We start from the raw sequence: 26,738 nt of genomic DNA on the forward strand, positions 1-26,738 counted from the left end.
GCCTGGACGGCCGCCGTGTCTCAGTCCCCCAGCGGGTTCAGCAGCTCGGGACGATCGTCGAACGCGTACCGCAGCAGGTCGGGCATCGTGAACTCCCCCGGGTTGGGACCCAGCGACGGCCGCCAGAACGGGTCGCGCACGATCGAGTGCCGGCTGCCCTCCATCGCCCGGTGGAACACCTCGGCGACGATCCGGCCGCCGACGCCGGTCAGGCGTCCGCCGTTCATCTCCGACTCCCGCAGCACGTAGAACCAGAGCGGCGTGCGGGTGGTCAGCTCCGCGTCCTCGTCCGGGCTGAGCCCGGTGACGACCGCGCCGCCGTTGCCGGTCCGCAGGTCGTCCGGCTTGAGCGCCTCGACGCCGAACAGCGCGGCGAGCTGCTGGCCGGAGGCCAGCTTCACCATCGTGCCCCGCATCAGGTTGCGGAACGCGAGGTTGCGCTCGATCGGCGCGACCGGGCCGGCCCCACGCTGACCGAACGCGCCCGACGGCAGCTTCGACAGCGGGTCGACCAGCAGCGTGTCGATCGGACGGGCGAGGTTCAGTTCGCCGTCCGGAGCGGTGAGCTCCGGGCGGCCGAGGTCGTACAGGCGGCGGAAGTCCGCGATCCAGCTCGTGGGCAGCCGGTCGACCGTGCCCGAGTTCGGGTCGTCCAGATCGGACAACGTGGCACCCGGGTTGAAGTTGCCGTTCATGCCGGTGAAGACGAACAGCAGGAACAGGCTGGCCGGCGTGACCCCACCGGCCCGGAACAGGCGGTTCCACTGGTAACTCGTCCGGATCATGCTGTGCCCGAAGCGGTAGGCCGCGACCGAGAACTCGATCGGCATCGTCGGCCGGTCGCCCGGGATCGACTCGGTGAGCCCGGCCTGCCCCGCGGCCCCGGCGCCACCGGCCACCTCGAAGAACTTCCGCCCGTTGGTGAACACGTCGTCGACGATCGCCGGGTCGACGACCTTCGGCAGGAAGTCGGTGCGCAGCATCCACTGGTAGTGCTTCACGACGCGTTCGCGCGCCATGCCGAACAGGCGGTCGAGCGAGATCCCGCCGGACGCCAGATCGCGGACCACCGTGTTGTGGAACCGGAGGAACGCCAGATGGGTCTGCGCGACGATCAGGTTCTCGTCGTTGCGCTCGTCCGGGATCAGCGGCGCGCGCCGCTCCCGGTGGGTCGACCCGATGCCGTGCCGGGGCAGGTCGAAGTCGTCCAGCGGCAGGCCCGTGCCGGGGAACGGCGCGGGTTCGGTGCCGCCCATCTTCAGCCGGACGCCGTCCGAGTCGTAGAAGATCCGGTCGTCGGAGTCGGGACCGCGCCCGTAGACCGAGTCCAGGTCGAGCGCCGGCGAGCGGCCTTGCAACAGCTCGTCGACGCTGACGTCGGTGCCGAGCGCGGCCCGGGTGACGTCCATCGTCAGGTCGTGGTCGGCGAACTGGCCGAGGTAGGTGTACCCGGCCGGGATGCGGTTCGCGGTGTGGTCGTCACCCTGCTCGGGCCCGGCGGTCATCGCCGTGGCGAGCTTGCCGATCAGGCCCGGGCTGGTCGCCTCACCCTGCGGGCCCAGCCGTGAGAACCGGAACTTCCGCAGCGAGGCCGCTGTGGACGGTCGGTGGCAGGTCGGTTTGCCGTCCTCTTGGGAGAGGATGCCCTCGCCCAGGACGTAGAACTCTTCGCGTGTGTGTCGCTTCATGGTTTCCCCGTAAACGGCCGTGGCGGTCCGCGGCCCGTCTGCGGCCGCGTGTAGCCGGGCCGCCGGAACGCGGCCCGCCGGAGCGCACCGCCCCCGGCGGCGCCTCCGCGGGGAGCACGGTCCTCATGAGACCGAGGCCGCCACTCCCGAAGCTCGGGCGGCGGTAGCTCTCTGCCGCACCGTGGCAGCGAATGTAACCCCCTCGGGCAAACCCGGCCGAACCCTCAGCTGTCGGGTTTCCGTCAAGGCCTTCAGACCTACGCCCGGCGGGCCGGCGTGGGGGCAGCGGGTCAGCCCTTCGCCATCCGGATGAGACCGCGGATGATGCCGATGAAGCCGAAGATCATCGGACCGGTCGCGACGATGAAGTGGCCACCGGGGTTGGCGATCGAGTACGTGACGATCGTCAGGATGATGCCGACGACGAGCAGAGCGGCGCTGCCGACGACGAGCTTCGTACCGGGCCGGTTCCAGAGCCCGGCGGCCGTGGCGGCGCCGGGCGGAGCGAACCCGTGCCCCTGCTGTCCGTACCCGGGCTGACCGCCGTGCGGCGGATACCCCGGCTGACCGCCTTGAGGCGGGTACCCCGCCTGAGCATCCTGCGGCGGGTATCCGGGCTGAGCGCCCTGGGGCGGGTACCCCGGCTGACCGCCCTGGGGCGGGTACCCCGGCTGACCGCCCTGGGGCGGGTACCCCGGCTGAGCGCCCTGGGGCGGGTACCCCGGCTGAGCGCCGTACGGCGCCTGACCACCGTACGGCGGCTGCTGGGGCGGGTATCCCTGCTGCTGGGGCGGGTAACCCGGCTGGGCCCCGTACGTGGCCTGAGCACCGTGCGGGGGCTGGCCGGGCCACTGCTGCTGGGGAGCGGAGCTCACCGGCGGGGCGTAGCCCGGCTGCGGCGGACCCGAGACGTGCGGGGGTGTGGACACCGGCTGCCCGTAGCTCTGGTACCCGTTCACCGGCTGCCCGTAGGCCGGTAACGGCGCCTGACCGCCGTACTCCTGAGGTTGCATCACGACTCCCCGTCGCCTCTGTGGCCGTCACTGACCGCATCCGGCCCGGGGGGCACTGTAAACCGTTGCTACCCCACCCGGTGCGCCCGCACCCGAACTCGGCCGGTTCGCGCCCAGCGGCCGCTCGCGGGTCAGGCGACGGCGGCCAGCACCGCGGACAGCTCCGGGAGGCCGACGCCGACCAGGGAGTCGCGGTGGACCCGGCGCGGCCCGGCCGGCACCGGCGCCTCACTGGGCACGACCAGCACCGGGCACCCAGCGGCCTCGGCCGACGCGGTGCCGTTCACCGAGTCCTCGATCGCGACGCAGTTCCCCGCGTTCACGCCCAGCAGCGACGCCGCCCGCAGGTACGGCTCGGGGTGCGGCTTCGAGTGCGTGACCTCGTCCCCGCACACCACCGCGTCGAAGTTCTCGCGCCCGAGCGTGTCCAGCGCGACCTCGACCAGGTTCCGCCGGGTGGCGGTCACCAGCGCCGCCGGGATCCGCGCCGCCCGCACGGCCTTGAGCAGCTCCTGGGCACCGGCCCGCCAGACCAGCGACGTCGTGAACAGCGTGCGCATGTAGTCCTCGAGCCACGCGCCGCTGGTCGCGATGTCGAGGTCGGGCCGCCCGAGGTCGGTGTGCAGGATCTCCATCGACATCGCCAGCGGCGCGCCGATCATCGTCGTCCGCGCCGCCGTCGACAGCTCCCCGCCGAGGTGGCGCGCCAGCTCCTCCAGACCGACGTCCCACAGCTTCTCGCTGTCGAACAACGTCCCGTCCATGTCGAACAGGACGGCATCGGGAAGGTCGTTCATCGCGCGGCGAAGTACTTGGCTTCGGGGTGGTGCACGACGATCGCCGAGGTGGACTGCTCCGGGTGGAGCTGGAACTCCTCGGACAGCTTGACGCCGATCTGGTGCGGCTTCACCAGCTCGAACATCTGCTCCTGCTGCTCGAGGTCGGGGCAGGCCGGATAGCCGAACGAGTACCGCGCGCCCCGGTACTGCAGGTCGAAGAAGTCCTCGACGCGTCCCGGGTCTTGGTCGCCGAAGCCGAGCTCGCCACGCACCCGCTGGTGCCAGTACTCGGCCAGCGCTTCGGTGAGCTGCACGGACAACCCGTGCACCTCGAGGTAGTCGCGGTAGGAGTTCGCGCCGAACAGCTCGTTCGCGTACTCCGCGATCCGGTTGCCCATCGTCACGACCTGGAACGCGACGACGTCGGCCCGCCCTTCGTCCAGAGCGGCCGAACGGGACCGGAAGAAGTCGGACAGGCAGAGACGGCGGTCACGGACCTGGCGCGGGAAGCGGAAGCGGACCCGCTCCGCCGACGTCGGGTCGGACGACTCCAGCACGATCAGCTGGTTGCCCTCGGAGACGGCCGGGAAGTAGCCGTAGACGACCGCGGCCTCGAGCACCCGGTCGGCGAGCAGCCGGTCGAGCCAGTAGCGCAGCCGCGGCCGGCCCTCGGTCTCCACCAGCTCCTCGTACGACGGTCCCTCGCCGCCGCGGGCGCCGCGCAGGCCCCACTGGCCGAGGAACGTCGCCCGCTCGTCGAGCAGGCCGGAGTAGTCGGCCAGCGGAATGCCCTTGACGACCCGGTCGCCCCAGAACGGCGGCGTCGGCACCGGGTTGTCGGTGGCGACGTCGGACTTGACGCTCTCGTCGTCGACCGAGATCTCGGGGCCGGCCTTCGCCTTGCGTTCGGCGGCGATCCGGGCCGAGCGCTCGTGGCGGGCCTTGCGCTCGGCCGCCTTGCGCGCCTCTTCCGCGCTGTCGGCCGGTGCGGTCCCGCCCCGCTTCGCCAGCATCAGAGCGTCCATCAGCCGAAGGCCCTCGAACGCGTCGCGGGCGTACCGCACGTCGCCGGCGTACATCTCGGCCAGGTCGTTCTCGACGTAGGCGCGGGTGAGCGCCGCCCCGCCGAGCATCACCGGCCAGCGCGCGGCGACGCCGCGCGTGTTCATCTCGGCGAGGTTGTCCTTCATCACGACGGTCGACTTGACCAGCAGGCCGGACATGCCGATGACGTCGGCCCGGTGCTCCTCGGCCGCGTCGAGGATCGCGTTCACCGGCTGCTTGATGCCGATGTTCACGACGTTGTAGCCGTTGTTGCTCAGGATGATGTCGACGAGGTTCTTGCCGATGTCGTGGACGTCGCCCTTGACCGTGGCGAGCACGATCGTGCCCTTGCCCTCGTCGTCCTCATGACGTTCCATGTGGGGCTCGAGGTGGGCCACCGCGGTCTTCATCACCTCGGCCGACTGCAGCACGAACGGCAGCTGCATCTGGCCCGACCCGAACAGCTCGCCGACCGTCTTCATGCCCGAGAGCAGCGTCTCGTTGATGATGTCGAGCGCCGACTTCTGCTGCAGCGCAGCGTCCAGATCGTCTTCGAGTCCGTTGCGCTCGCCGTCGACGATCCGGCGCTGGAGGCGCTCTTCGAGTGGCAGAGCCGCGAGTTCTTCGGCGCGGGAGGCGCTCGTGGACTTGGCGTCGACGCCGTCGAAGAGCTGCAGCAGGTGCTGCAGCGGGTCGTAACCGTCGCGACGACGGTCGTAGATGAGGTCGAGCGCGGTCTCGCGCTGTTCCTCCTGGATCTTGCTGATCGGCAGGATCTTGCTGGCGTGCACGATCGCGGAGTCGAGCCCGGCTTCGCGGCACTCGTGCAGGAAGACCGAGTTGAGGACCTGGCGGGCGGCCGGGTTGAGGCCGAAGGAGATGTTCGACAGCCCGAGCGTGGTCTGGACGTTCGGGTGCCGCTGCTTGAGCTGGCGGATGCCCTCGATCGTCTCCAGGCCGTCGCGGCGGCTCTCCTCGGTGCCGGTCGCGATCGTGAACGTCAGCATGTCGACGACGATGTCGGACTCGGCCATCCCCCACTTCTGGGTGAGGTCGTCGATCAGGCGCTCGGCGATCCGGACCTTGTCCGCAGCCGTGCGGGCCTGGCCTTCCTCGTCGATGGTCAGGGCGACGACCGCGGCGCCGTGTTCGCGGATGATCGGCATGATCTTCGCGAAGCGGGACTCCGGCCCGTCGCCGTCCTCGAAGTTGACCGAGTTGACGATCGACCGGCCGCCGAGCGACTCCAGGCCGGCCTCGATGACGTCGACCTCGGTGGAGTCGAGCATGACCGGCAGCGTCGACGCGGTCGCGAAGCGGCCGGCCAGCTCGCGCATGTCGACGGCGCCCTTGCGGCCCACGTAGTCGACGCAGAGGTCGATCAGGTGGGAACCGTCGCGGGTGGCCTCGCGGGCGATCTCGACGCAGTCTTGCCAGCGGCCGTCGAGCATGGCCTCGCGGAACTTCTTGGAGCCGTTGGCGTTGGTGCGCTCGCCGATCATCAGCGCGCTGGCGTCCTGCTGGAACGGGACCGCCTGGTAGATGGAGGCGACGCTCGGCTCTGATTCGTGGTGGCGCGTCGCCGGGGTGAGGTTCTCGACGGCCTGCTTGACCTGGCGGATGTGCTCGGGGGTGGTGCCGCAGCAGCCACCGACGAGGCCGGCGCCGTACTCGGTGACGAACCGGGTGAGTGCGGTGGCCAGTTCGGCCGGCTGGAGCGGGTAGACAGCACCGTTCGGACCGAGCTCGGGCAGCCCGGCATTCGGCATGACGCTCAGGCCGGTGCGCGCGTGCTGGGAGAGATAGCGGAGGTGCTCGCTCATCTCGGCCGGGCCGGTGGCGCAGTTGAGGCCGAGGTAGTCGATGCCGAGCGGCTCGAGCGCGGTGACCGCGGCGCCGATCTCGGAGCCGAGCAGCATCGTGCCGGTCGTCTCCACGGTGACGTGGCAGATGAGGGGGACTTGCTTGCCGACCTTGGCCATGGCGCGGCGGGCGCCGATCAGGGCGGCCTTGGCCTGGAGCAGGTCCTGGCAGGTCTCGACGATGATCGCGTCGGCGCCGCCGGCGAGCAGGCCTTCGGCCTGGAGCTGGAACGCGTCGCGGAGCGTCGCGTAGGGCGCGTGGCCGAGCGTCGGCAGCTTCGTGCCGGGACCGACCGACCCGAGGACGAACCGGGGCCGGTCGGGGGTGCTGAAGCCGTCGGCGACCTCGCGGGCGAGCCGGGCGCCCTTCTCGTTGAGGTCGAAGATCCGATCGACGATGTCGTACTCGGCGAAGTTCGCCAGGTTGCCGCCGAACGTGTTCGTTTCGACCAGGTCGGCACCGGCGGCGAAGTACGCCTCGTGAACGCTCTTGACGACGTCCGGACGGGTCGCGTTGAGGACCTCGTTACAGCCCTCGAGACCCTCGAAATCGTCGAGTGTCAGGTCCGCGGCCTGGAGCATCGTGCCCATGGCTCCATCGGAAACGAGGACGCGCTCGGACAGAGCAGACGTGAGGGCAGTGGCCGGCGTGCTCCGCAGGATGGACACCATGTTGTCAAGCTTACCGTGAACGGTGGGTGCTTCCGGCAAAGGCATCGGGGCATATCGGGTGCGGTCGGCGGCTCCGCCACCTTCGACTTGCGCGCGCCGTAGGGTGGTTGGTGTGACCGAGTTCGACGGACTACCCGTGCTGCGCTCCCCCGTCGTCATCGCCGCGTTCGAGGGATGGAACGACGCGGGTGACGCGGCGACCGCGGTCGTCGAACATCTCGAGCTGGAGTGGCAGGCCAAGCCGGTCGCCGAGATCGACCCCGATGACTACTACGACTTCCAGGTCAACCGGCCCCTCGTGTCGATGTCCGAAGACCCCAGCGGCCGGCGGATCGAGTGGCCGACGACCCGGGTCTCGACCTGCACACCGCCCGGCGCCGAGCGCGACGTCGTGCTGGTGCGGGGCATCGAGCCGAACATGCGGTGGCGGGGCTTCTGCGAAGAGATCCTCGAACTGTTCCACGCGCTCGACGTCGAGCAGGTGGTGTTGTTGGGCGCGCTGCTGGCCGACACACCGCACTCGAGGCAGTTCCCGGTGACCGGCAGCGCGTCCGACCCGGAGATGGCCAACAAGTACGACGTCCAGCAGACGAAGTACGAGGGCCCGACCGGCATCGTCGGGGTGCTGCACGACGCCTGCGTCAGGGCCGAGATCCCGTCGCTGTCGTACTGGGCCCAGGTGCCGCACTACGTGGCCCAGGCTCCCAACCCGAAGGCGACGCTGGCGTTGCTGCACACGCTGGAGAACGTGCTCGACATGCGGGTGCCGATGGGTGAGCTGGCGGAGCGCGCCTCGGCGTGGGAGTCGCAGGTGAACGAGTTGGCGGCGTCGGACGCGGACATGGCGGAGTACATCCGGACGCTGGAGCAGCGCGACGGGGACGAGGAACTGCCGCAGGCCAGCGGCGAGGATCTGGCCCGGGAGTTCGAGAAGTACCTCCGGCGGCGGGGCGGCACCGCCGGCCCGGGCGGCCCCGCGGTTTGAGCCATCCACCAGCCCACCGCGCAGGAGGCCGGCTCCTCGACGGGCGCCGGAGCTGAAGGACGCTAACCTCGGCAGGCATGCGGCACGTGCACCTGTGGCTGAGAGCGCACCCGCTCGTGTTCGACGGGCTGGCGGCGGCCGCCGTCGCGCTCTTCTGGCTGCTGCTGCTCGCCTCTCTCGTCAGCAGCGGCCACTACTGGCAGGCCGCCTTCCCGCTCGTGTTCGTCATCCCGGTCGCCCTCCGCAGCCGCCACCAGGTCGGCGTGCTCTACGCCACCGCCGCGCTCGGGCTGCTCGCGCTGGCCACGTTCCAGTTCCCCCACCCGGCGATCCTCTACGCCGGCATCGTCATGGCCTACTCGGCGAACGCCTACGGCCCCCGCAAGCACGCCCGGTACGCGCTCGCGCTGTGCGTCGCGTTCGGGATCATCGGCGGCGTCAAGTGGGGCTACCTGATCCTCGAGCTCACCGGCACGAGCTACACCCTCAACGAACTCACCCTGCCGAACCGGATCCTCGCGCTGGGACTGAGCACCGGGCTCTGCGGCGCCCCACTGGTCATGGCCTGGCTCTGGGGTGGCGTGGTCCACGCCCGCCACGCGTACCTGCAGGAAGCCCTCGACCGGGCGTCGCGGCTGGAGAGCGAACGGGACGCGCTGGCCCGCCTCGCGGTCGTCGAGGAACGCGGCCGGATCGCCCGCGACCTGCACGACGTCGTCGCCCACAGCTTGAGCGTGGTGGTCCTGCAGGCCGACGGCGCCCGTCACGTCCTGCACGACGACCCCGAACGCGCCGACCGCGCCCTCGAAGCGATCGGCCGCACCGGCCGCGAGGCCACCGCCGAGATGCGCCGCCTGCTCGGCGTCCTCCGCAGCCCGGAGGCGGCCTCCCGCGCTCCCCAGCCCGACCTCGGCCAGCTCGAGCTGCTGGTCAGCCAAGTCCGTGCGTCCGGCCTGCCGGTGACGCTGACGGTCCACGGCGACCTCTCCGCCGTCCCGGCCGGCGCCGGTCTGTCGGCCTACCGGATCGTCCAGGAAGCGTTGACCAACGCCGTCAAACACGGCGGACCCGGGGTGACGGCCGACGTCTCGGCCGAGGCCGGCCCCGAGGGTCTGACCGTCGTCATCACGGACGACGGACGAGGCGCCGGCGCGGCCGACGACGGTGCCGGGCTCGGTCTGCTCGGGATGCGGGAACGGGCCGCCGCGGTCGGCGGCGAGGTGATCGCGGGGCCGAGAGCCGGTGGCGGTTTCAGCGTCCGGGCGTGGCTCCCCAGCCGAACGGTGGTGACGCAGTGATCCGCGTTCTGCTCGTGGACGACCAGGAGCTGGTCCGGTCGGGGCTGCGCATGGTCCTCGACGCCCAGGACGAGCTGGCCGTCGTCGACGAGGCCGGTGACGGGCTGGCCGCCGTCGAACGGGTCCGGGCCGGCGGGGTGGACGTCGTGGTCATGGACGTCCGCATGCCCCGGCTCGACGGCGTCGGGGCGACCGAGCGCATCGCCGCGCTCCCCGAGCCGCCCAAAGTGCTGCTGCTGACGACGTTCGACCTGGACGAGTACGCGTTCGCCGGGCTGAAGGCCGGCGCGGCCGGGTTCCTGCTCAAGGACGTCCCGACCACCGAGCTGGTCAGCGCGATCCGGGCCGTCCACCACGGTGACGCGGTCGTGGCGCCGAGCACGACCCGGCGCCTGCTCGACCGCTTCCTGCCCCATCTGACCGAACAGAAGACCGACGCGTTCACGGAGCTGACCGCCCGCGAGCGCGAGGTGCTCGTCCTGCTGGCCAGGGGGCTCTCGAACGCGGAGATCTCCGAAGCCCTGTTCCTCAGCGAGGGAACCGTGAAGACGCACGTCAGCCGCATTCTCACCAAGCTCGGCGTCCGCGACCGGGTACAGGCGGTCGTGCTCGCCTACCAGTCCGGGCTGGTAGGCCTCGAGTCGTAGCGCATCAGCCGGAAGTCATACCTCGGAACACCTCCCGCGCCAGACGATTCACCACCGCGGATTTCCTAGCGTCAGTGCCATGACCACAACCCCGGCAGTCACGGCAACGGATCTCACGAAGACGTACGGCAGCGGCAATACCCGGGTCAGCGCGCTCCGCGGAGTCTCGCTGACCGTGCACCGCGGCCAGTTCCTCGCGATCATGGGTCCGTCGGGCTCCGGCAAGTCGACGTTGCTGCACTGCCTGGCCGGCCTCGACCGCGCGAGCAGCGGTCAGGTGCGCATCGGCGACGCGGAGCTGGGCGGATTGAGGGACGGCCGCTTGACCCGCCTGCGCCGGGACGCCGTCGGCTTCGTGTTCCAGTCGTTCAACCTGCTCCCGACGCTCTCCGCGGCCGAGAACATCCTGCTGCCGCTGCGGCTGGCCGGCCGGCGTCCGGATCGGGACTGGCTGGACCGGGTGATCGACCTGCTCGGGCTCGCCGACCGGATGCACCATCGGCCGAACCAGCTGTCCGGAGGACAGCAGCAGCGGGTCGCGTGCGCACGCGCGCTGATCACCCAGCCGGCCGTGGTGTTCGCGGACGAGCCGACCGGAAACCTGGACTCGCGCGCCGGGGCCGAGGTCCTGAGCCTGCTGCGGGCCAGCGTGCGGGAGCTCGGGCAGACCGTCGTGATGGTGACCCACGACCCCAAGGCGGCCAGCTACGCCGACCAGGTCGTGTTCCTCGCCGACGGCGTGATCGTCGACCGGCTGACCCATCCCACGCCGGAGACGGTGCTCGAGCGCGTCGGCTCTCTCGAGACGCGGGCCGCCTGATGCTGCGTGTCGCACTCACCCGGGTCCGGTACCAGTTCGGATCCCTGTTGCTCGTTTCGCTCGCGGTGGCGGCCGCCGTCGCGTTCATCGCCGCGACCTTCACTCTGGGGGACGCCATCCGGACGGCCGTCTACCAGGAGACCGCCGCTCAGGCCGAGCACGTCGCCGCCCGGGCAACCGCGACCCAGGACCGGCTCACGGACGCGGACGTCCAGGCCGTGCGGAAACTTCCGGGCGTGACCGCCGTCCAGCCGCGGATCGACTTCGGCACGATCACGCTGCTGCGGCCGGACGGCAAGGTCGTGCGGGCGCCGGGCGAACCGACGCTCACCGCGTTCGTGGCGCCGGTGGACCCCGACTTCAGCGACCGCGACCTGACCGCCGGGTCGTACCCGACGAAGGCCGGCGAGCTGGTCGTCCCGGAGAAGCTGGCGAAGGACCAGGACCTCGAGCCCGGGGCGCACGTCCTGGTCCTCGACACCGCCCGGGGCAAGCACGACTTCACGATCACCGGCACGGTCGAGAGCCCGGTCGCCGACGGCGCCGCCGGGCTGCTCCCGGCCGACTATTCGTCGCTGCTCCAAACGAACGAGGAGCGGGGCTGGTACGCGCTCGACGTCAAGGGCACGGTCACGCCCGACGCGGTGGCCACGGCGCTGGGCAGCAAGGCCCAGGTCATCTCCGGGGCCGAGTACGCCGACGAGCTGGCCTCGAACAAACTCGGCGGCGGGATCACCGACGTCATCCGCGGGCTGCAGCTGTTCGCCTGGGTCGCGGTCGTGGTCGCGCTGGCCGTCGCCTACAACGCGTTCGGCATCGTGCTGGCCCAGCGGCAGCGCGAGCTCGCGCTGGTCCGGTGCGTCGGTGCGAGCCGGGGCCAGGTGTTCCGAGCCGCGATCGTCGAGGCGGCGGCGGTCGGCATCGCCGCCGCGATCGGCGGATACGTGGCCGGGCAGGCGCTGGCGACGGCGGCCGCGATCGGGGCCCGCGCCACCGGCGTCGCGCCGGACAGCCTGGCGGTGACGTTCTCGCCGACCGCGGCCCTGGTCGCGCTGGTGGTGGGTCTGAGCGTGTCGCTGCTGGCCGCGGTGCTGCCGGCCTGGTCGGCGACCCGGGTCGCGCCGGTGCGGGCGCTGAGTGACCAGCCGGAACTGATCGACGACAAGCGGATCGGGTGGCTGCGGGCCGGCACCGGTGTCGCCCTGCTGGCCACGGGGGCGGCGCTGGCCTGGTACTCGGGCGCCCGGCACGACGCGTACGCCGGCATCGGCGGCGGCTTCCTGGTCATGCTCGCGCTCCTCGCCCTCGGCCCGGTCGTCGTCGGCCCGCTGGTGCGCGTGGTCGGCTTCCCCGGACGCCTGGCCGGAGCCGCCGGGCACCTGGCCGCCGCGAACGGCGCCCGGCACCCCCGCCGGACCGCCGCCGTCACGAACGCGCTGACGATCGGCATCGGTCTCGCGACCGTCATGCTGGTCGGGTTCGCGTCGCTGGAGAAGACCGCGAACGCCGAACTCACCGCCGGCTATCCGGCCGACTACACGCTCACCAGCGTGTCGCCGTCGACCGACGGCAGCTACACCCCGCTGCCCGCCGGGCTCGCGAAAACGCTGAGCGGGAAACCCGAGCTGCAGAAGCCGGTGCCGGTCCGCTCGAAGGACATCGAGAAGATCGAGGCGCGCGGCGCGACCGCCGGGCTGACCGGTGTCTCGCTCTCCCCGGACGACCTGCGGGCGCACCTGCCGTCGAAGTTCGTGACGTCGGGCAGCCTGGCGAACTTCGGCCCGGGGACCGTCGTCGTCACGACCAAGGCCGCGAAGGCCAGTCTCGGCGGGGTCCGGGCGGGTGACACCGTGCGGGTCGGGAACACCACGCTCCGGGTCGCCGCGGTCGTCACCGGTGACTACAGTTCGCCGTTCGGGCCGATCACGTTCGACCCGGCCGACTTCGACCGCTGGTACGGCAAGAGCGCCTCCACCGGCATCCTGCTCTGGGGCGAGCCCGGCGTGGACGCGGCCGACGCCCGGTCCGCGATCGACACCACGATCGCCGACCTGCCCGACGTCGACGTGGCGGACCTGGCCTCGTCGCTCGACGAGTTGAAGTCCGAGGTCAGCGGCTACCTGGCGGTCGGCGGGCTGCTGATCGGGATGGGCCTGATCGTCGCCGTACTGGGCGTGATGATCACGCTGACGCTCTCGGTGCTGGAGCGGCGCCGCGAGATCGCGGTACTGCGGGCGCTCGGGCTCACCCGGGGCCAGCTCTACGCGACGCTCACGCTCGAAGGCGCGATCATGGCCCTGCTCGCGGCGGTGCTGGGCACCGTGCTCGGGATCGGCCTGGGGATCGCGGGCACGCTGGCCGCGTTCGGCGGGCAGGACGGCCTGCAGATCGGCGTCCCCGTGCTGTCGATCGTGTTCGTCCTGCTCGGAGCGGCCGTGATCGGCGTGCTGGCGGCTCTCCCGCCGGCCCGGCGGGCGTCCAGGACCGCTCCGGTGGAGGCCCTGGCCACCGCCTGACCGCGGCGCTCCCCGTGCGCCCTTGCGCTCCCCGTGTGTCGGAACCTTCGTTCCGGCGCACGGGGAGCGCTGGTCAGAGCGCGACCCCCAGCAGGGCGTCGACGGTCGAACGCGCGAGCGCGGGAGCGGCGGGTTCGGTGCCGGTGGCCGCCGCCCAGTCGTCGACGGCCCGCAGTGCCCCGGGCGTGTCCAGGTCGTCGGAGAGGCGGTCGCGGACGGCCGCCAGGAGCTCCACCGCCGACGGGCCGGCAGCCCGCGCGACCGCGTCGCGCCACCGGGCCAGCCGTTCCTGGGCCTCGTCCAGCACCGCGGCGGTCCACGAGCGGTCGGACCGGTAGTGGCCGGACAGCAGGGCCAGGCGGATGGCCATCGGATCGACCCGATCGCCGCGCAGCCGCGACACGAACACCAGGTTCCCGCGCGACTTCGACATCTTCTCGCCGTCCAGGCCGATCATCCCGGCGTGCACGTAGTGCCGCGCGAACGGCCACTGGTCGGCCGCCGCCTCGGCGTGCACCGCCGACATCTCGTGGTGCGGGAAGATCAGGTCGGACCCACCGCCCTGCACGTCGATCTCCATGCCGAGCCGGTTCACCGCGATCGCCGCGCACTCCACGTGCCAGCCCGGACGCCCCGGCCCGACCGGCGACGGCCAGCGCGGCTCGCCCTCCCGGGCGCCCCGCCAGATCAGCGGGTCGAGCGCGTTGCGCTTTCCGGGCCGCGACGGGTCTCCACCCCGCTCGGCGAAGAACTTCAGCATCGTCCCGGCGTCGTACCCGGACTCGTACCCGAATCGGCCGGCGCTCGACAGGTCCTGGTAGACGTCACCGGACCCGTCCTCCAGCCGGTAGGCGACGCCGAGCGACACGAGCTTCTCGACCAGTTCGGCGATCTCCTCCACCGCCTCGACGACCCCGACGTAGTGCGCGGGCGGGATCACCCGCAGCGCGGTCATGTCCTCGCGGAACAACGCGGTCTCGCGCATGCCGAGCACGATCCAGTCTTCGCGGTCGCGCTCGGCCCGCTCGAACAGCGGATCGTCGACGTCGGTCACGTTCTGGACGTACGCCACCTCGTGCCCGCCGTCGCGCCAGACCCGGTTGACGAGGTCGAACGCGAGGTAGGTCGCCGCGTGACCGAGGTGTGTGGCGTCGTACGGCGTGATGCCGCAGACGTACATTCGGGCGGTCGGGCCGGGCGCGGTGACACGCACCTCGCGCGCCGCCGAGTCGTACAGCCGCAGGGGGATGCCGGTTCCGGGGAGGACGGGGACGTCAGGATGCGGCCAGCTCTGCATGAGCCGAGCGTATCTGCCCTGCGGCCGGATAGCGTTGTCCGCTGTGCGGACAACCGTCCGTCAAGCGTTGACTCTTGACACCGGGAGCGCACGGAACGAGTGTTGCCCCCACACGGCCGCGCCCACTCTGCGGACAGCCGTCCGTAAACACTGTACGCGACGAAGGAGTCGAGTTCATGAGCGATGAATTCCAGCCCGGACGGCCGATCGTGCTGCGAGGCGGCACCGTGCTGCCGATGGACACGGCGAAGTCGGTGCTGACGAACACCGACGTGCTCGTCGTCGGCGACACGATCGAGGCCATCGGCCCGTCGCTGACCGTGCCGGACGGCACCGCCGAGATCGACGCCACCGGCGGCATCGTCATGCCCGGCATGATCGACACGCACCGCCACATGTGGCAGACCGCGATGCGCGGTTACGGCGCCGACTGGACGCTCACCCAGTACTTCGTTTTCTACTACCTGCAGCACGGCAAGACGTTCCGGCCCGAGGACATCTACGCGGGCAACCTGCTCTCCGCGATCGAGGCACTGGACGCCGGGGTCACGACCACCGTCGACTGGTCGCACAACAACCACACGACCCAGCACGCGGACGCCGCCGTCGACGCGCTCGAAGCGGTCCCGGGCCGGTTCGTCTTCGCCTACGGCAACATCCAGGCCGGCGCCTGGGAGTGGGCCACCACGCCGGAGTTCCGGGACTTCGTCAGCCGCCGGATGGGCAAGAAAGACATGATCGGCTTCCAGATGGCGTTCGACGTCACCGGCGACCCGGCGTTCCCGGAGAAGGCCGCGTTCGAGGTCGCTCGCGACCTGGGCGCCTCGGTGACGACGCACGCCGGGGTCTGGGGCGCGACCAACGACGACGGCATCCGGCTGATGTACGAGAACGGCTTCATGACGCCGGGCACGGTCTACGTGCACGCCGCGACGCTCTCCGACGACTCGTACCAGCGGATCGCGGCGACCGGCGGCTCGGTGTCGGTCTCCACCGAGAGCGAGCAGAGCTGCGGCCAGGGCTACCCGCCCACCTGGGCGCTGCGCAAGCACAACATCCCGGTGTCGCTGTCGATGGACACCAGCGTCTGGTGGAGCGGCGACCTGTTCTCGGCCATGCGCGCGACGCTCGGTGCCGACCGCTCCCGCGAACACCTCGAGGCGCACAAGGTCGGCGACACGGTCACCCACGCCAACCTGCGCGCGGACCAGGTCGTCGAGTACGCGACCCGGGGCGGGGCGGCCGCGCTCGGCCTGGACCACGTCGGTCAGCTGGCGCCCGGCAAGAAGGCCGATGTCGTGCTGATCAAGAACGACAACTCACCGGTGATGTTCCCGATCCTCAACCCGTACGGCCACGTCGCGTTCCAGGCCCAGCGAGGCGACGTCCACACCGTCGTCGTCGACGGGAAGGTCGTGAAGCACGACGGGAAGCTCGTCGGGATCGACCTGGGCGCGGCGAAGGCCGCGATCGAGAACACGGTCGAGTACCTGCAGGGTGCGCTGGGCCAGGAGGCCTGGGCCGCCGGCATGAACCCCGACGTCCCGGAGACCAAGGTTCTGGACAACCCGTACACCTACACCGACTACCGCAGCAGCTCGACGCACGGAAACTAGTCCCGGGTGAGGTCCGTGGTCGCGGCGAGGTCCGCGGCCACGGACACCACGTTGCGGATCAGCGGCGTCTCGTGGCGCCAGGTCACGACCGTCTCGGCGACCGCGCCCTCCAGCGGCACGTACACCACGCCGCTCCCCCGGAGGCTCCGCGACGACGCCGCCAGCCGGGTCACCCCGACCCCGGCCGCGACCAGCGCCAGCAGGTTCTGCACGCTGCTGCCCTCGGCCACCACCCGGGGTTCGTAGCCGGCGGCCGCGTACTCGGCGTCGTACCTCTGGTGCCAGGGCAGCCAGGAATCGCGGGGCGTCAGGACCCAGGGCTCGTCGGCGAGATCGGCCAGCCGCAGTGTGGTGCGCGCGGCTGCCCCTGGGCCGGGACGCCGTCGACGCCCTCCGCGCCCATCAGACCCGGCAAGCCGACGACCTGACGACCTGGGAGCACCTGAGCGTCTCCACCGCCTACCCCGGCTAGAACGGAGGCCACGGGACGGCGTGGCGGTGGCCCGAGGGGTTCGGGAGGCGGCCGGTGCGGAGCAGGCGTTCGACGCGGCGGATCGTGGTGCGGACCTCGGTGACCGTGAGGTGCTCGGACAGCGCCTGCTCCAGCGGCTCACCGTCGGCGAGCTCGCCGCGCAGCCGGGTCAGCGCCGCGACCTCGTCGTCGGCGAGCGGCTCGCCGCCCCAGCCCCAGAGCAGCGTCCGCAGCTTGTTCTCCTCGTGGAAGCACAGGCCGTGATCGACGCCGTACAGGTGGCCCTCGGCCGTGAGCAGCAGGTGCCCGCCCTTGCGGTCGGCGTTGTTGGTGACCGCGTCCAGCACTGCCAGCCGCCGCAGCCGCACGTCGTCGGCGTGCGCGACCACGACGTCCCGGCCGCCGCCGTCGACGCCGCCGAAGACCGGGAACCACCCGGTGGGGACGCGATTCTCCGGCAGCAGATCGACGAGCTCCTCGAGCGGCTCCGACTCGATCCAGAGCTGGCACATCCCCGGCCCGAACGGCCCGTCGCGCAGCAGCGTCGGCGGCACCAGATCCCAGCCCAGCGCCTGGTCGACCAGGTACGCCGAGACCTCGCGGCCGGCCAGCGTGCCGTCCGGGAAGTCCCAGAGCGGACGCTCGCCCCGCACCGGCTTGTACACGCAGGCCGCGGTGAGCCCGTCGGCAGTGACCGACGCGAGCAGCGTCGCGTTGCTGGCGTCGACCAGACGCCCCTCGATCTGCATCTCACCGGTGGCCAGCAGGACGAGCGCCTCCGCCGGATCGAGCACCCCCGCGTCGGGCCGCTCCCCGTCGGGCCGCTCTGCCTCGGGCTGCTCCGGCTCCCGCCGACTCGCGCCCGACCGACCCGCCTCCGACCGCCTCGCAGTGCTCAGCGCCGGTACCCGTTCGAACGCGGGCACACGTGCCCGCCGGCCTCCAGCGGCAACCCGCAGAGCGGGCACGGCGGACGCCCGGCGGCCACGACCCGGACCGCGCGGGCGACGAACGCCCGGGTCTCGGCAGCGGTCAGCCGGACACGGAGACTGTCGAGGTCGTCCTCGGGTGCTTCCTCGTCGTCGGCCTGCGCGGTGGCTTCGACGATGACCGTGGACGACTCGGCGTCCCACGCCAGCGACAGGGTGCCGACCCGGAATTCTTCTTCGACCGGTGCATCGAGCGGCTCGGTGTCGACGTCGTCCGGCTCGTCGCCGGTTTCGGCGCCGAGCCGGCGCTGTGCTTCGTCGAGCAGTTCGACGAGACGCTCGGCCAGCAGCGCCACCTGAGTCTTCTCGAGCACGACGCTGACGGTGCGGCTCTGATCGGTGGCCTGCAGGTAGAACGTGCGGTCGCCGGGCTCTCCGACCGTGCCGGCGACGAACCTCTCGGGGCGTTCGAACGCGTGAACCTGACCTGCCATACCTCCGACCCTACGCGGTCCTGACGCGTACCGCCTCCACGAGGTCCCCCGGTCAGGAGGTGCCCGCGCCACCGCCCACGACGGCGTCCGAGGCGTCGGCTTCGTCCGCGTTACCGGGCGATTTCGGGGCCGGGAGCAACCCGGTCAGGTCGCCGCCGATGTCGTTCACCCGGACCACGAACGGCCGGGTTTCGGAGTACCGGACGATGCTCACCGAGCACGGGTCGACGACGATCCGCTGGAACAGATCGAGGTGCATTCCGTAGGCGTCGGCGAGGATCGCCTTGATCACGTCGCCGTGGCTGCACGCGAGCCAGACCGCGTCCTTGCCGTGCGACGCCTCGACCCGGGCGTCCCACTCGCGGACCGCCGCGACCGCACGCGCCTGGGTCGCGGCGAGCCCCTCGCCCTCCGGTCCCGGGAACACCGCGGCCGACGGGTGCTGCTGGACGACCTTCCAGAGCGGTTCCTTCACCAGGTCGTTGATCTTGCGGCCGGTCCAGTCGCCGTAGCGGCACTCCCCGAACCGGTCGTCGACGACCGGTGGGAGGTCGCGGTCGGCCCAGACCGGCGCCAGCGTCTGCTGGCACCGGTCGAGCGGGCTGGAGACGATCGCGGCCAGCGGCACCGGCCGCAGCCGCTCCGCGACCGCGTCGGCCTGCGTGCGGCCGTGGTCGTCGAGGTTGACGTCCGGCGACCAGCCGGCGAGCACGCCACTGGTGTTCGCGGTGCTCCGTCCGTGCCGCAGCAGCACCAGCGTCGGCATACGTCCAACCTCATCCCGTCAGCACAGCAGAAGGCCCAACCCTACGTCGCGGAGATGACGCCGGTTCCGACCAGCAGGAGCACGATCGTGCCGAGGATCACCCGGTAGATGATGAAGACCGTGTAGCTGTGCTTCGCGATGAACTTCAGCAGCCACGACACCGAGACGTAGCCGACGACGAAGCTGACGAGCGTCGCCACGATCGTGGCCGGCCAGCCGACACCACCGGAGATCCGGTCGTACTCGGTGACGCCCTGCAGGATGCTCGCGCCGGTCAGCGCCGGGATCGAGAGCAGGAACGAGAGCTTGGTGATCGTCACCCGGTCGATGTCGCGCAGCAGACCGGCCGACATCGTCGCGCCCGACCGGGAGATGCCGGGGATCAGCGCCGCGCACTGGGCCACGCCCATGATCAGCGTGTCCTTCCAGGTGATGTGCTCCTCGTGGCGACGCTGGGTGGCCGCCCGGTCGGCGAACCACATCACACCGCTGAAGAGGATCAGCGCCGCGCCGACGAACCACAGACTGCGCAGCGTCGTCTCGATCGCGTCCTGGAAGAGCAGCCCGACGATGATGATCGGGATCGAACCGACGATCACCGCGACGCCGAGCCGGAAGTCCTGATCGCTCTTCGGCCGCTTGCCGAACAGCCCGGCGAAGAACCCGACGATGATCCGGTAGATCGTGTCGCGCAGGAAGATGATCGTCGCGAGCACCGCACCGGACTGGATGATCACCGTGAACGCGGTGATGTCCGGGTCGTCGATGCGGTAGCCGAGCAGCTTCTCCAGGATCGTCAGGTGCCCGGTGCTGGAGATGGGGAGGAACTCGGTGAACCCCTCGACGGCGCCGAGGAGGACAGCTTCGAAGATGTTCACTGAGCCGGGGCGTCCTTCGAGAATCCGGCGAGGCGGTAAGCCTCGTCCACGGCCTGCAGAGTCTGGAGCCCGGAGAGTTTCCCGGGGAAAGCCGCGACCGCGACCGTCGTGACACCGGCGTCGGCCAGCGCCCGCAGGCCGGTGGCGATCCGGTCGACCGGGCCGAGCAGCGCGGTCCGGTCGAGGAACTCGAACGGCAGCGCGGCCATCGCGCCCTCGTAGTCGCGCCGCAGGTACTTGTCCTGCACCTCGGCCGCCGCGTCGGCGTAACCCATCCGCACCGCGAGCCGGTTGTAGAAGTTCTTCTCCCGGCTGCCCATCCCGCCCACGTAGAGCGCGGTGTAACCGCGGACCGCCCGCGCGCACTCGAGAGGGTCGTCCCCGACGACGACCGGCACGGTCGCGACGACGTCGAACCCGTCCATCGTCTTCCCGGCCTTCTCCCGGCCGCGCGCGACGATCTCGAGCTGCTCGGGCCCGAAGTCGGTCGAGAAGAAGATCGCCAGCAGACCGTCGGCGATCTCGCCGGCGAGCTCCAGGTTCTTCGGCCCGACCGCGGCGAGGTAGGTGGGGATGTAGTCCCGCACCGGGTGCACGGTGAGCATCAGGGCCTTGCCCGGCCCGTCCGGCAGCGGCAGCCGGTAATGCGCGCCGTCGTATTTCACCCGTCGCTTGCGCTCCAGGGCCATCCGGACGATGTCGACGTACTCCCGCGTCCGGCCCAGCGGTTTGTCGAAGCGGACGCCGTGCCAGCCCTCGGACACCTGAGGACCGGAGACCCCCAGGCCGAGCCGGAACCGGCCGCCGGAGAGCGTGTCGAGCGTCGCGGCCGTCATCGCGGTCATCGCCGGCGTTCGGGCCGGGATCTGGAGCACGGCCGATCCGACGTCGATCCGCTCGGTCTGCGCCGCGACCCAGGCCATCACCGTGGCGGCGTCGGAACCGTAGGCCTCGGCCACCCAGACCGAGGACCAGCCGAGCCGGTCCGCCTCCCGGGCCAGAGCCAGGTTCGCCGCATCGTTACCGGCGCCCCAGTACCCGAGATTCACCCCGAGTTTCACCTGATACTCCCGTCTGGATGAGGTCAGGCCGCAGCGTAACGGCGGGTCGGTGCTCGGGTGTGGGCCGGGGCGACGGTAGCGTCCGCTGCCATGGAACTGCGTGCCCTCGGCCACAGCGGGCTGATGGTGTCCCGCCTCGCGCTGGGAACCATGTCCTGGGGGCGAGACACCGAAGCGGACGACGCCGCCGAGCAGTTGAAGGCGTTCACCGACGCCGGGGGAACCCTGGTCGACACGGCGGACGTCTACGCCGACGGCCGGGCCGAAGAGATCCTCGGCGAGCTGCTCGGGCCGGTCGTGCCGCGGTCCGCGGTGCAGATCGCGACCAAAGCCGTCGCGGTACCCGCGCTGCGCAGGCGGGACGCGTCGCGCGGGCACCTGCTGTCGGCGCTGGACGCCTCGCTGGCCCGGCTGGGCACCGACCACGTCGACCTCTGGCAGCTGCACGCCTGGGATCCGCACACACCGCTGGAGGAGACGCTCTCCGCGGTCGACATCGCGGTGAGCACCGGGCGGGCGCGGTACGTGGGCATGTCGAACTACACCGGGTGGCAGACCGCGAAGGCCGCGACCTGGCAGCTGGCCCACGGCCGGCCGCGGCTGATCTCGACGCAGGTGGAGTACTCGCTGCTGGAGCGGGGGGTCGAGCGGGAGGTCGTGCCGGCCGCACTGGATCTCGGGATCGGGCTGCTGCCCTGGTCGCCGCTGGGCCGCGGGGTGCTCACCGGCAAGTACCGGCACGGGACACCGGCCGATTCCCGCGGCGCCTCGCCGCACTTCGAGCGGTTCATCGGGCGCTTCCTCGACCACCGCTCGGCCCGGGTCGTCGAAGCGGTGGCGACGGCCGCCGACGGGCTCGGCGTCTCGCCGCTCACCGTGTCGCTGGCGTGGATCCGGGACCGGCCGGGCGTGGCCGCGCCGGTCGTCGGTGCGCGAACGGTCGGCCAGCTGACGCAGTCGCTGCAGACCGAGGCGCTCACCCTCCCGGCCGAGATCCGGCGGGCACTCGACGACGTCTCCGCGCCCGAATTCGGGTACCCGGAACGTGACGGTGGTTGAGTTCAGGGCCTCGCCGCGAGGATTGAGGCACTATGGCTAGGTGCCCCCAGATTACGAGTACGCGCCACTGCGGTTGCCGCCCGGCACCGACCGGGTGTCGGCACAGGTGGAGTTGACGATCCGGGCCGAGTACGGCGGCTGGGAGCTGGCGCGCGTCCGGCTGTACCCCGACGGCACCCGGAAGGTCGTCCTTCGCCGGCGGCGGCGGCCCGACAGCACCGCCGCCCCGGCACTGGCGACGTAACTACCAGAGGCTGCTGGCGGTGGGATCGACGAGCGGGCCCCGCGGCGCCGGGTAGTCGCTGACCGGTTCCACCGTGTCTTCGTCGACGATCTCCTCGTCCATCCGGTAGAGCTGCTCCTCGTCCGGGCCGAGCAGCAACGGGTCGGCGCCGTCGGGACCGTCGGAGAACGTGAGCGGACGCCGGACCGCGTTCACGAGCAGGACGCCGTTACCGGGCACCAGGTCTTCCGGGTAGGCGTCGAGCGCGGCCACCGTGCCGTCGCCGGCCTGGACCAGCTCGTTCACGGCCTCGCCGAGGTCGGTGACCGGCCGCGCGGCATGAGTGGAATCGACAGTGGCCCACGACGTCCGGCGGGTCTCGGTGGCCAGTGCGAGCAGCCGGGACGGCTCCGGGATCACGTAGTCACGGCGGTGCCGCACCGAGACCATCAGCGCACCGTCACCGACCGGAGCGCTGCCGGTCGGCACGCTGCCGCCGGCCGACGCCGCCGCCACGGCCTCGTCGGTCTCGAGGTACTCGCAGTCCCACGGGGTGACCTCGTCGTAGACGTCGCTGATCAGGTCGTCGTACCGCACGGTCGCGTTGTTCAGTGCGACGTAGGCGCGCCAGACCTGTTCCTCCGCCGCACCGGCCTGCAGCACGGTGCGGTGGTGCCGGGCGGCGACCACGACTGCGTCGAGCGCCGCGTCGATCTGAGCTTCCGTAGACATCGCCTGGGGCTCCTCAGCTACGCGACAAGAACCGATCGAGCACACGCACACCGAACTGTAGGCCGTCGACCGGCACGCGCTCGTCGACACCATGGAACAGCGAGGCGAAATCGAGATCGGCGGGCAGCCGCAGCGGGGCGAATCCGAAGCATCGAATGCCCAGACGCGACAACGCCTTGCCATCGGTGCCACCGGACAACATGTACGGGACCGCGCGAGCACCCGGGTCCTCGTGCCGCAGCGCGTCGGCCATCGCGTCGACGAGGGCGCCGTCGAACGTCGTCTCCAGCGGGATCTGCTCCATCGTCGGTTCGACCGTGACGTCCGGACCGGCCAGCTCGCGGATCGTCGCCAGGAACTCCTGCTCCTGGCCGGGGAGCACCCGGCCGTCGATCGCCGCGGTGGCCTGCCCGGGTATGACGTTCACCTTGTAGCCGGCGTCGAGCATCGTCGGGTTCGCGGTGTTGCGCAGCGTCGCGCCGATGATGCGGGCGATCGGGCCGAGCTTCGCGATGACCTGCTCGGGCTCGTCCGGGTCGAGCTCGATGCCCAGGGCGTCGCTCGCCTCGTCGAGGAAGCGCCGGACGGTGTCGGTGAGGACGAGCGGGAACCGGTGCCGCCCGATCCGGGACACCGCCTCGGACAGCGTGGTGATCGCGTTGTCCTCGTGGGTGAACGAGCCGTGGCCGGCCTTGCCGGTGGCGGTCAGCCGGAGCCACTCGATGCCCTTCTCGGCCGTCTCGACCAGGTACAGCCGCAGGTCGTCGGTCACCGTGAGCGAGAACCCACCGACCTCGCTGACCGCTTCGGTGCAGCCCTCGAACCACTGCGGGTGATGGTCGACCATCCAGTGCGCGCCGTGCGTGCTGCCGGCCTCCTCGTCGGCGAAGAACGCGAGCGTGATGTCGCGCGGCGGCCTGATCCCCTCCCGGGCCCAGCGGCGCACGACCGCCAGGATCATCGCGTCCATGTCCTTCATGTCGACGGCGCCCCGGCCCCAGAGGTAGCCGTCACGCAGCTCGCCCGAGAACGGATCGACGGCCCAGTCGGCGGCGTTCGCGGGAACGACGTCCAGATGACCGTGCAGTACCAGGCCGCCGCGGTCGGGGTCGGATCCCTCGATGCGCGCCACGACGGTGGCCCGGCCGGGCTCGCTCTCGTAGATCTCGGCGGCGATGCCGACCTCGTCGAGCTTCGCGGCGACGTACTCGGCCGCGGCCCTCTCCCCCGCGCTGGTCGCGGTCTCCCCGGTATTCGTGGTGTCGATCCGGATCAGGTCCCGCGCGAGGTCTACTACCTCGTCTTCGGCGTTGGGGCTCATGCGCCCTTGATACCAGTCCGGCCGAAGACACGCTGTTACAGACCTGTCCGGATGCGGACCGTGACTGGGAATCACTCTCGGTATCGGGATACACCGGCTCACGCACTGCACAAACCAACGTCTAGGTGGGGATATGACTACTAAATTGCGGCGGACTCTCGCCGCCGCAGTCTGTGCGGCCGGGCTGGTCACCGCGGCGGTGGCCGCGCCTCCGGCGGCGTCGGCAGCGACGCCGGACGGCCCGAGCGGACCGGTCGTCTACGACCGGGGCCTCTGGTACGAGAAGGACACACCCTCCGGAGGCTCGGCCGACCGGTCGTTCAGCTTCGGCCGGCGTGGCAGCGCCCTCGACGTCCCGGTCGTCGGTGACTGGAACGGTGACGGCTCGGAGACGGTCGGCATCGCCAGGGCCGACGGCAACGCGAACACGTTCACCTGGTTCCTGCGCAACGCGAACAGCGCCGGTCCTTCGGACCGCTCGTTCACGTTCGGCCAGCCGGGGCTGACCGAGATCCTGCGCGGGACGCCGATCGCCGGCAACTTCGATCCCTCGGACGACGCCTACGAGGTCGGCTACGTGATCGCCGACACCACCGGGACGCTGCGGTGGACCATCCGGCTCGACCTCACCGCGTCCTCGCCGACGGTCACGTTCGCCTACGGCCACCTCGGTGACACGCCGGTCGTCGGCGACTGGAACGGCGACGGGGCCGACACGGCCGGCATCGTGCGCGGCAAGCAGTGGATGCAGATCAACGACGTGCTGTCGGGCGGCTCGCCGGACACGAACTTCCCGTTCGGTGCGACCGCGTCGCGCATCCGGGAGGTTCCGATCGTCGGCGACTGGAACGGCGACGGCGTCGACTCCCCGGGCCTGCTGAGGAACATCCCGGCGAGCAACCCCGAGGGCAGGCTGCGGTTGTGGCTCTACCGCAACAGCAACAACACCGGCGGCGCGGACGGCAGCTTCATCTACGGCAGCGACGCGTTCCGGGTCGGGGTGGACGCGCTGTTCGTCCCCCGGCTGACGATCGACGTCAGCTGAGCGTGGTCTCCCGTGTGCCGGCCGGCGCACGGGAGAACCGCAGCGCCCCGTCGTCGACCTTGCCGTGGCGCAGCATCATCACGTCCCGCGGATAGTTCTGGTGGAGCCGCCACGGCGCGGCCGGGCCCTGCCGGGGCAGGTCGTCGGCGCTGCGCAGGATGTAGCCGGACTTCAGGTCGATCAGCGGCGGGGCGTCCGGCGACACCGGCGGCGACACCGGGGTGCACACCGCGTAGCCGTGCTCGTCCAGATAGCGCAGCAGCCGGGTCACGTACCGCGCGACCAGATCGGCCTTGAGCGTCCACGACGCATTCGTGTACCCGACCGTGAGCGCGAAGTTCGGGATGCCGGAGAGCATCATGCCCTTGTAGGCGACCAGCTCGGACGGCACCGGCTCCACCCCGTCGACGCGCAGCGTCGCACCGCCCAGGAACAGCAGGTTCAGCCCGGTCGCGGTGACCACGACGTCGGCCTCGAGTTCCTTTCCGGACGCCAGCCGGAGGCCGGACTCGGTGAACGTCTCGATCCGGTCGGTCTCCACCGAGGCGGTCCCGGCTCGGATCGCCTCGAACAGGTCGCCGTCGGGAGACAAGCAGAGCCGCTGGTCCCACGGGTCGTACCGGGGCCCGAAGTGGGTGTCGACGTCGTAGTCGCGCGGGAGCTGCCGCAGCGCGCCGGAGCGCAGCAGCTTCTTCATCAGCTCGGGGCGGCGGCGGCTGAGCTGGTAGCTCAGCGTCGTGAACAGCACGTTCTTCCACCGGATGACCGGGTAGGCGCGTTCCGGGCTCAGCCGCTTGCGCAGCCGGGCCGCGATCGGGTCGACGGTCGGCAGCGTGGCGACGTAGCTCGGCGAGCGCTGCACCATCGTCACGTGCCCGGCTTTCCGGGCCAGCGCGGGCACGAGCGTCACCGCGGTCGCGCCGCTGCCGACGACGACGATCCGCCGGCCGGTGTAGTCGAGGTCGTCCGGCCAGTGCTGCGGGTGGACGACCCGGCCACGGTAGTCACCGACGCCCGGGAAGTCGGGGGTGAAGCCCTCGTCGTAGCGGTAGTAGCCGGAGCAGAAGTACAGGAACGAGCACGTCATCGTGACGGTCTCGCCCCGGTGGTCCGCGACCACCGTCCATTGCGCGGTCTCCGACGACCAGTCGGCACTGACCACGCGATGGTGGAACCGGATCTTCCGGTCGACGCCGAACGCCCGCGCGGTCTCCCGTACGTACTCCAGGATCGTCGCGCCGTCGGCGATGCCCTTCCGGCTCGTCCAGGGCCGGAACGAGTACCCGAGCGTGAACATGTCCGAGTCGGAGCGGACGCCGGGGTAGCGGAACAGGTCCCAGGTGCCGCCGATCGCGTCGCGCGACTCGAGGATCGTGAACGTCTTGTCCGGCATGAGCGCCTTGAGATGGCAGGCGGCCCCGACCCCGGACAGCCCGGCTCCGACGATCAACACATCGACGTGCTCCATGGACACGACCGTAGCAACGCTCTCAACACCGTGTCGAGAACCTCGACAGGTCG

At 71.2% G+C, this 26,738-nt stretch carries 22 protein-coding genes and 1 pseudogene; 9 read left to right on the top strand and 14 right to left on the bottom strand.

Going from position 1 to position 26,738, the window contains the following annotated elements; genetic code table 11:
• Positions 1 to 20: 20 nt before the first annotated feature.
• The 4 genes from ACIBZJ_RS10465 to metH form a co-directional block, all read right to left on the bottom strand.
• Positions 21 to 1,688 carry a heme peroxidase family protein gene (locus ACIBZJ_RS10465; RefSeq protein ID WP_395927865.1) on the bottom strand — a complete coding sequence of 556 codons (1,668 nt, stop codon included), beginning with the start codon at positions 1,686 to 1,688 and terminating at the stop codon, positions 21 to 23.
• Positions 1,689 to 1,978: 290 nt separating this feature from the next.
• Positions 1,979 to 2,701, bottom strand: coding sequence for a hypothetical protein (locus ACIBZJ_RS10470; protein WP_395927867.1), 723 nt, complete (start codon positions 2,699 to 2,701; stop codon positions 1,979 to 1,981).
• A 131-nt stretch (positions 2,702 to 2,832) separates the two neighbouring features.
• Positions 2,833 to 3,498, bottom strand: a complete 666-nt coding sequence (locus ACIBZJ_RS10475) for an HAD family hydrolase (RefSeq protein WP_395927869.1) — start codon at positions 3,496 to 3,498, stop codon at positions 2,833 to 2,835.
• On the bottom strand, positions 3,495 to 7,058 hold the full coding sequence (gene metH, locus ACIBZJ_RS10480; protein WP_395927871.1) for a methionine synthase: 3,564 nt from the start codon (positions 7,056 to 7,058) through the stop codon (positions 3,495 to 3,497). Before metH ends, ACIBZJ_RS10475 begins: the two co-directional genes overlap by 4 nt.
• Before the next feature lie 112 nt (positions 7,059 to 7,170).
• Here metH and ACIBZJ_RS10485 point away from each other — a divergent pair, with 112 nt between their 5' ends.
• The 5 genes from ACIBZJ_RS10485 (at position 7,171) to ACIBZJ_RS10505 (ending at position 13,324) form a co-directional block, all read left to right on the top strand.
• The gene (locus ACIBZJ_RS10485; RefSeq protein ID WP_395927873.1) at positions 7,171 to 8,043 is read left to right on the top strand and encodes a PAC2 family protein; all 873 of its coding nucleotides are present in this window, start codon (positions 7,171 to 7,173) and stop codon (positions 8,041 to 8,043) included.
• A gap of 77 nt (positions 8,044 to 8,120) precedes the next feature.
• On the top strand, positions 8,121 to 9,341 hold the full coding sequence (locus tag ACIBZJ_RS10490; protein ID WP_395927875.1) for a sensor histidine kinase: 1,221 nt from the start codon (positions 8,121 to 8,123) through the stop codon (positions 9,339 to 9,341).
• Positions 9,338 to 9,988, top strand: a complete 651-nt coding sequence (locus ACIBZJ_RS10495) for a response regulator (protein WP_395927877.1) — start codon at positions 9,338 to 9,340, stop codon at positions 9,986 to 9,988. Before ACIBZJ_RS10490 ends, ACIBZJ_RS10495 begins: the two co-directional genes overlap by 4 nt.
• 79 nt (positions 9,989 to 10,067) lie before the next feature.
• Positions 10,068 to 10,808, top strand: coding sequence for an ABC transporter ATP-binding protein (locus ACIBZJ_RS10500; protein ID WP_395927879.1), 741 nt, complete (start codon positions 10,068 to 10,070; stop codon positions 10,806 to 10,808).
• Entirely contained in the window at positions 10,808 to 13,324 is a 2,517-nt protein-coding gene (locus ACIBZJ_RS10505; protein ID WP_395927881.1) for an FtsX-like permease family protein, read from the top strand. Before ACIBZJ_RS10500 ends, ACIBZJ_RS10505 begins: the two co-directional genes overlap by 1 nt.
• 73 nt (positions 13,325 to 13,397) lie before the next feature.
• Here ACIBZJ_RS10505 and mshC read toward each other — a convergent pair whose 3' ends face one another.
• A complete protein-coding gene (gene mshC / locus ACIBZJ_RS10510; protein WP_395927883.1) occupies positions 13,398 to 14,621 on the bottom strand; it encodes a cysteine--1-D-myo-inosityl 2-amino-2-deoxy-alpha-D-glucopyranoside ligase in 1,224 nt (407 codons plus the stop codon).
• A gap of 176 nt (positions 14,622 to 14,797) precedes the next feature.
• Here mshC and ACIBZJ_RS10515 point away from each other — a divergent pair, with 176 nt between their 5' ends.
• Entirely contained in the window at positions 14,798 to 16,237 is a 1,440-nt protein-coding gene (locus tag ACIBZJ_RS10515) for an amidohydrolase family protein (RefSeq protein WP_395927885.1), read from the top strand.
• Here the strand turns inward: ACIBZJ_RS10515 and ACIBZJ_RS10520 are convergent.
• From ACIBZJ_RS10520 to ACIBZJ_RS10545, 6 genes and pseudogenes are all read right to left on the bottom strand, one after another.
• Positions 16,234 to 16,587 (bottom strand): annotated as a pseudogene (locus ACIBZJ_RS10520) (LysR family substrate-binding domain-containing protein); the annotation flags it as partial. The gene ACIBZJ_RS10515 and the pseudogene ACIBZJ_RS10520 sit on opposite strands and share 4 nt — an antisense overlap.
• A 118-nt stretch (positions 16,588 to 16,705) precedes the next feature.
• Positions 16,706 to 17,503 (bottom strand): SCO1664 family protein, encoded by a 798-nt coding sequence (locus ACIBZJ_RS10525; protein WP_395929078.1) that lies wholly within the window; start codon positions 17,501 to 17,503, stop codon positions 16,706 to 16,708.
• A gap of 101 nt (positions 17,504 to 17,604) precedes the next feature.
• Positions 17,605 to 18,132, bottom strand: coding sequence for a DUF3090 family protein (locus ACIBZJ_RS10530; protein ID WP_395927888.1), 528 nt, complete (start codon positions 18,130 to 18,132; stop codon positions 17,605 to 17,607).
• Between the two features lie 52 nt (positions 18,133 to 18,184).
• Positions 18,185 to 18,898 (bottom strand): histidine phosphatase family protein, encoded by a 714-nt coding sequence (locus ACIBZJ_RS10535; RefSeq protein WP_395927890.1) that lies wholly within the window; start codon positions 18,896 to 18,898, stop codon positions 18,185 to 18,187.
• A gap of 41 nt (positions 18,899 to 18,939) precedes the next feature.
• Complete coding sequence (locus ACIBZJ_RS10540) at positions 18,940 to 19,776, bottom strand: undecaprenyl-diphosphate phosphatase (RefSeq protein ID WP_395927892.1); 837 nt, start codon at positions 19,774 to 19,776, stop codon at positions 18,940 to 18,942.
• Positions 19,773 to 20,837 (bottom strand): LLM class F420-dependent oxidoreductase, encoded by a 1,065-nt coding sequence (locus ACIBZJ_RS10545; RefSeq protein ID WP_395927894.1) that lies wholly within the window; start codon positions 20,835 to 20,837, stop codon positions 19,773 to 19,775. The genes ACIBZJ_RS10540 and ACIBZJ_RS10545 overlap by 4 nt, the downstream gene beginning before the upstream one ends.
• Before the next feature lie 90 nt (positions 20,838 to 20,927).
• On the opposite strand from ACIBZJ_RS10545, the gene ACIBZJ_RS10550 reads away from it, so the two are divergent.
• Together ACIBZJ_RS10550 and ACIBZJ_RS10555 are read left to right on the top strand one after the other, a co-directional pair.
• On the top strand, positions 20,928 to 21,896 hold the full coding sequence (locus tag ACIBZJ_RS10550; RefSeq protein ID WP_395927896.1) for an aldo/keto reductase: 969 nt from the start codon (positions 20,928 to 20,930) through the stop codon (positions 21,894 to 21,896).
• Positions 21,897 to 21,936: 40 nt separating this feature from the next.
• Positions 21,937 to 22,140: a DUF5703 family protein gene (locus ACIBZJ_RS10555; RefSeq protein WP_395927898.1), complete on the top strand. Its 204-nt coding sequence runs from the start codon at positions 21,937 to 21,939 to the stop codon at positions 22,138 to 22,140.
• Here the strand turns inward: ACIBZJ_RS10555 and ACIBZJ_RS10560 are convergent, their stop codons facing one another.
• Positions 22,141 to 22,851: a hypothetical protein gene (locus tag ACIBZJ_RS10560; protein WP_395927900.1), complete on the bottom strand. Its 711-nt coding sequence runs from the start codon at positions 22,849 to 22,851 to the stop codon at positions 22,141 to 22,143. It abuts the gene before it with no gap.
• A gap of 13 nt (positions 22,852 to 22,864) precedes the next feature.
• Positions 22,865 to 24,172 (bottom strand): M20/M25/M40 family metallo-hydrolase, encoded by a 1,308-nt coding sequence (locus tag ACIBZJ_RS10565; RefSeq protein ID WP_395927902.1) that lies wholly within the window; start codon positions 24,170 to 24,172, stop codon positions 22,865 to 22,867.
• Between the two features lie 133 nt (positions 24,173 to 24,305).
• Here ACIBZJ_RS10565 and ACIBZJ_RS10570 point away from each other — a divergent pair, with 133 nt between their 5' ends.
• Complete coding sequence (locus ACIBZJ_RS10570) at positions 24,306 to 25,217, top strand: hypothetical protein (RefSeq protein ID WP_395927904.1); 912 nt, start codon at positions 24,306 to 24,308, stop codon at positions 25,215 to 25,217.
• Here ACIBZJ_RS10570 and ACIBZJ_RS10575 read toward each other — a convergent pair.
• The gene (locus tag ACIBZJ_RS10575; protein ID WP_395927906.1) at positions 25,210 to 26,685 is read right to left on the bottom strand and encodes a flavin-containing monooxygenase; all 1,476 of its coding nucleotides are present in this window, start codon (positions 26,683 to 26,685) and stop codon (positions 25,210 to 25,212) included. The two genes, ACIBZJ_RS10570 and ACIBZJ_RS10575, sit on opposite strands and share 8 nt — an antisense overlap.
• Between the last annotated feature and the right edge of the window lie 53 nt (positions 26,686 to 26,738).

Source organism: Cryptosporangium sp. NPDC051539 (assembly GCF_044454545.1).
In the GTDB taxonomy this organism is placed as follows: domain Bacteria; phylum Actinomycetota; class Actinomycetes; order Mycobacteriales; family Cryptosporangiaceae; genus Cryptosporangium.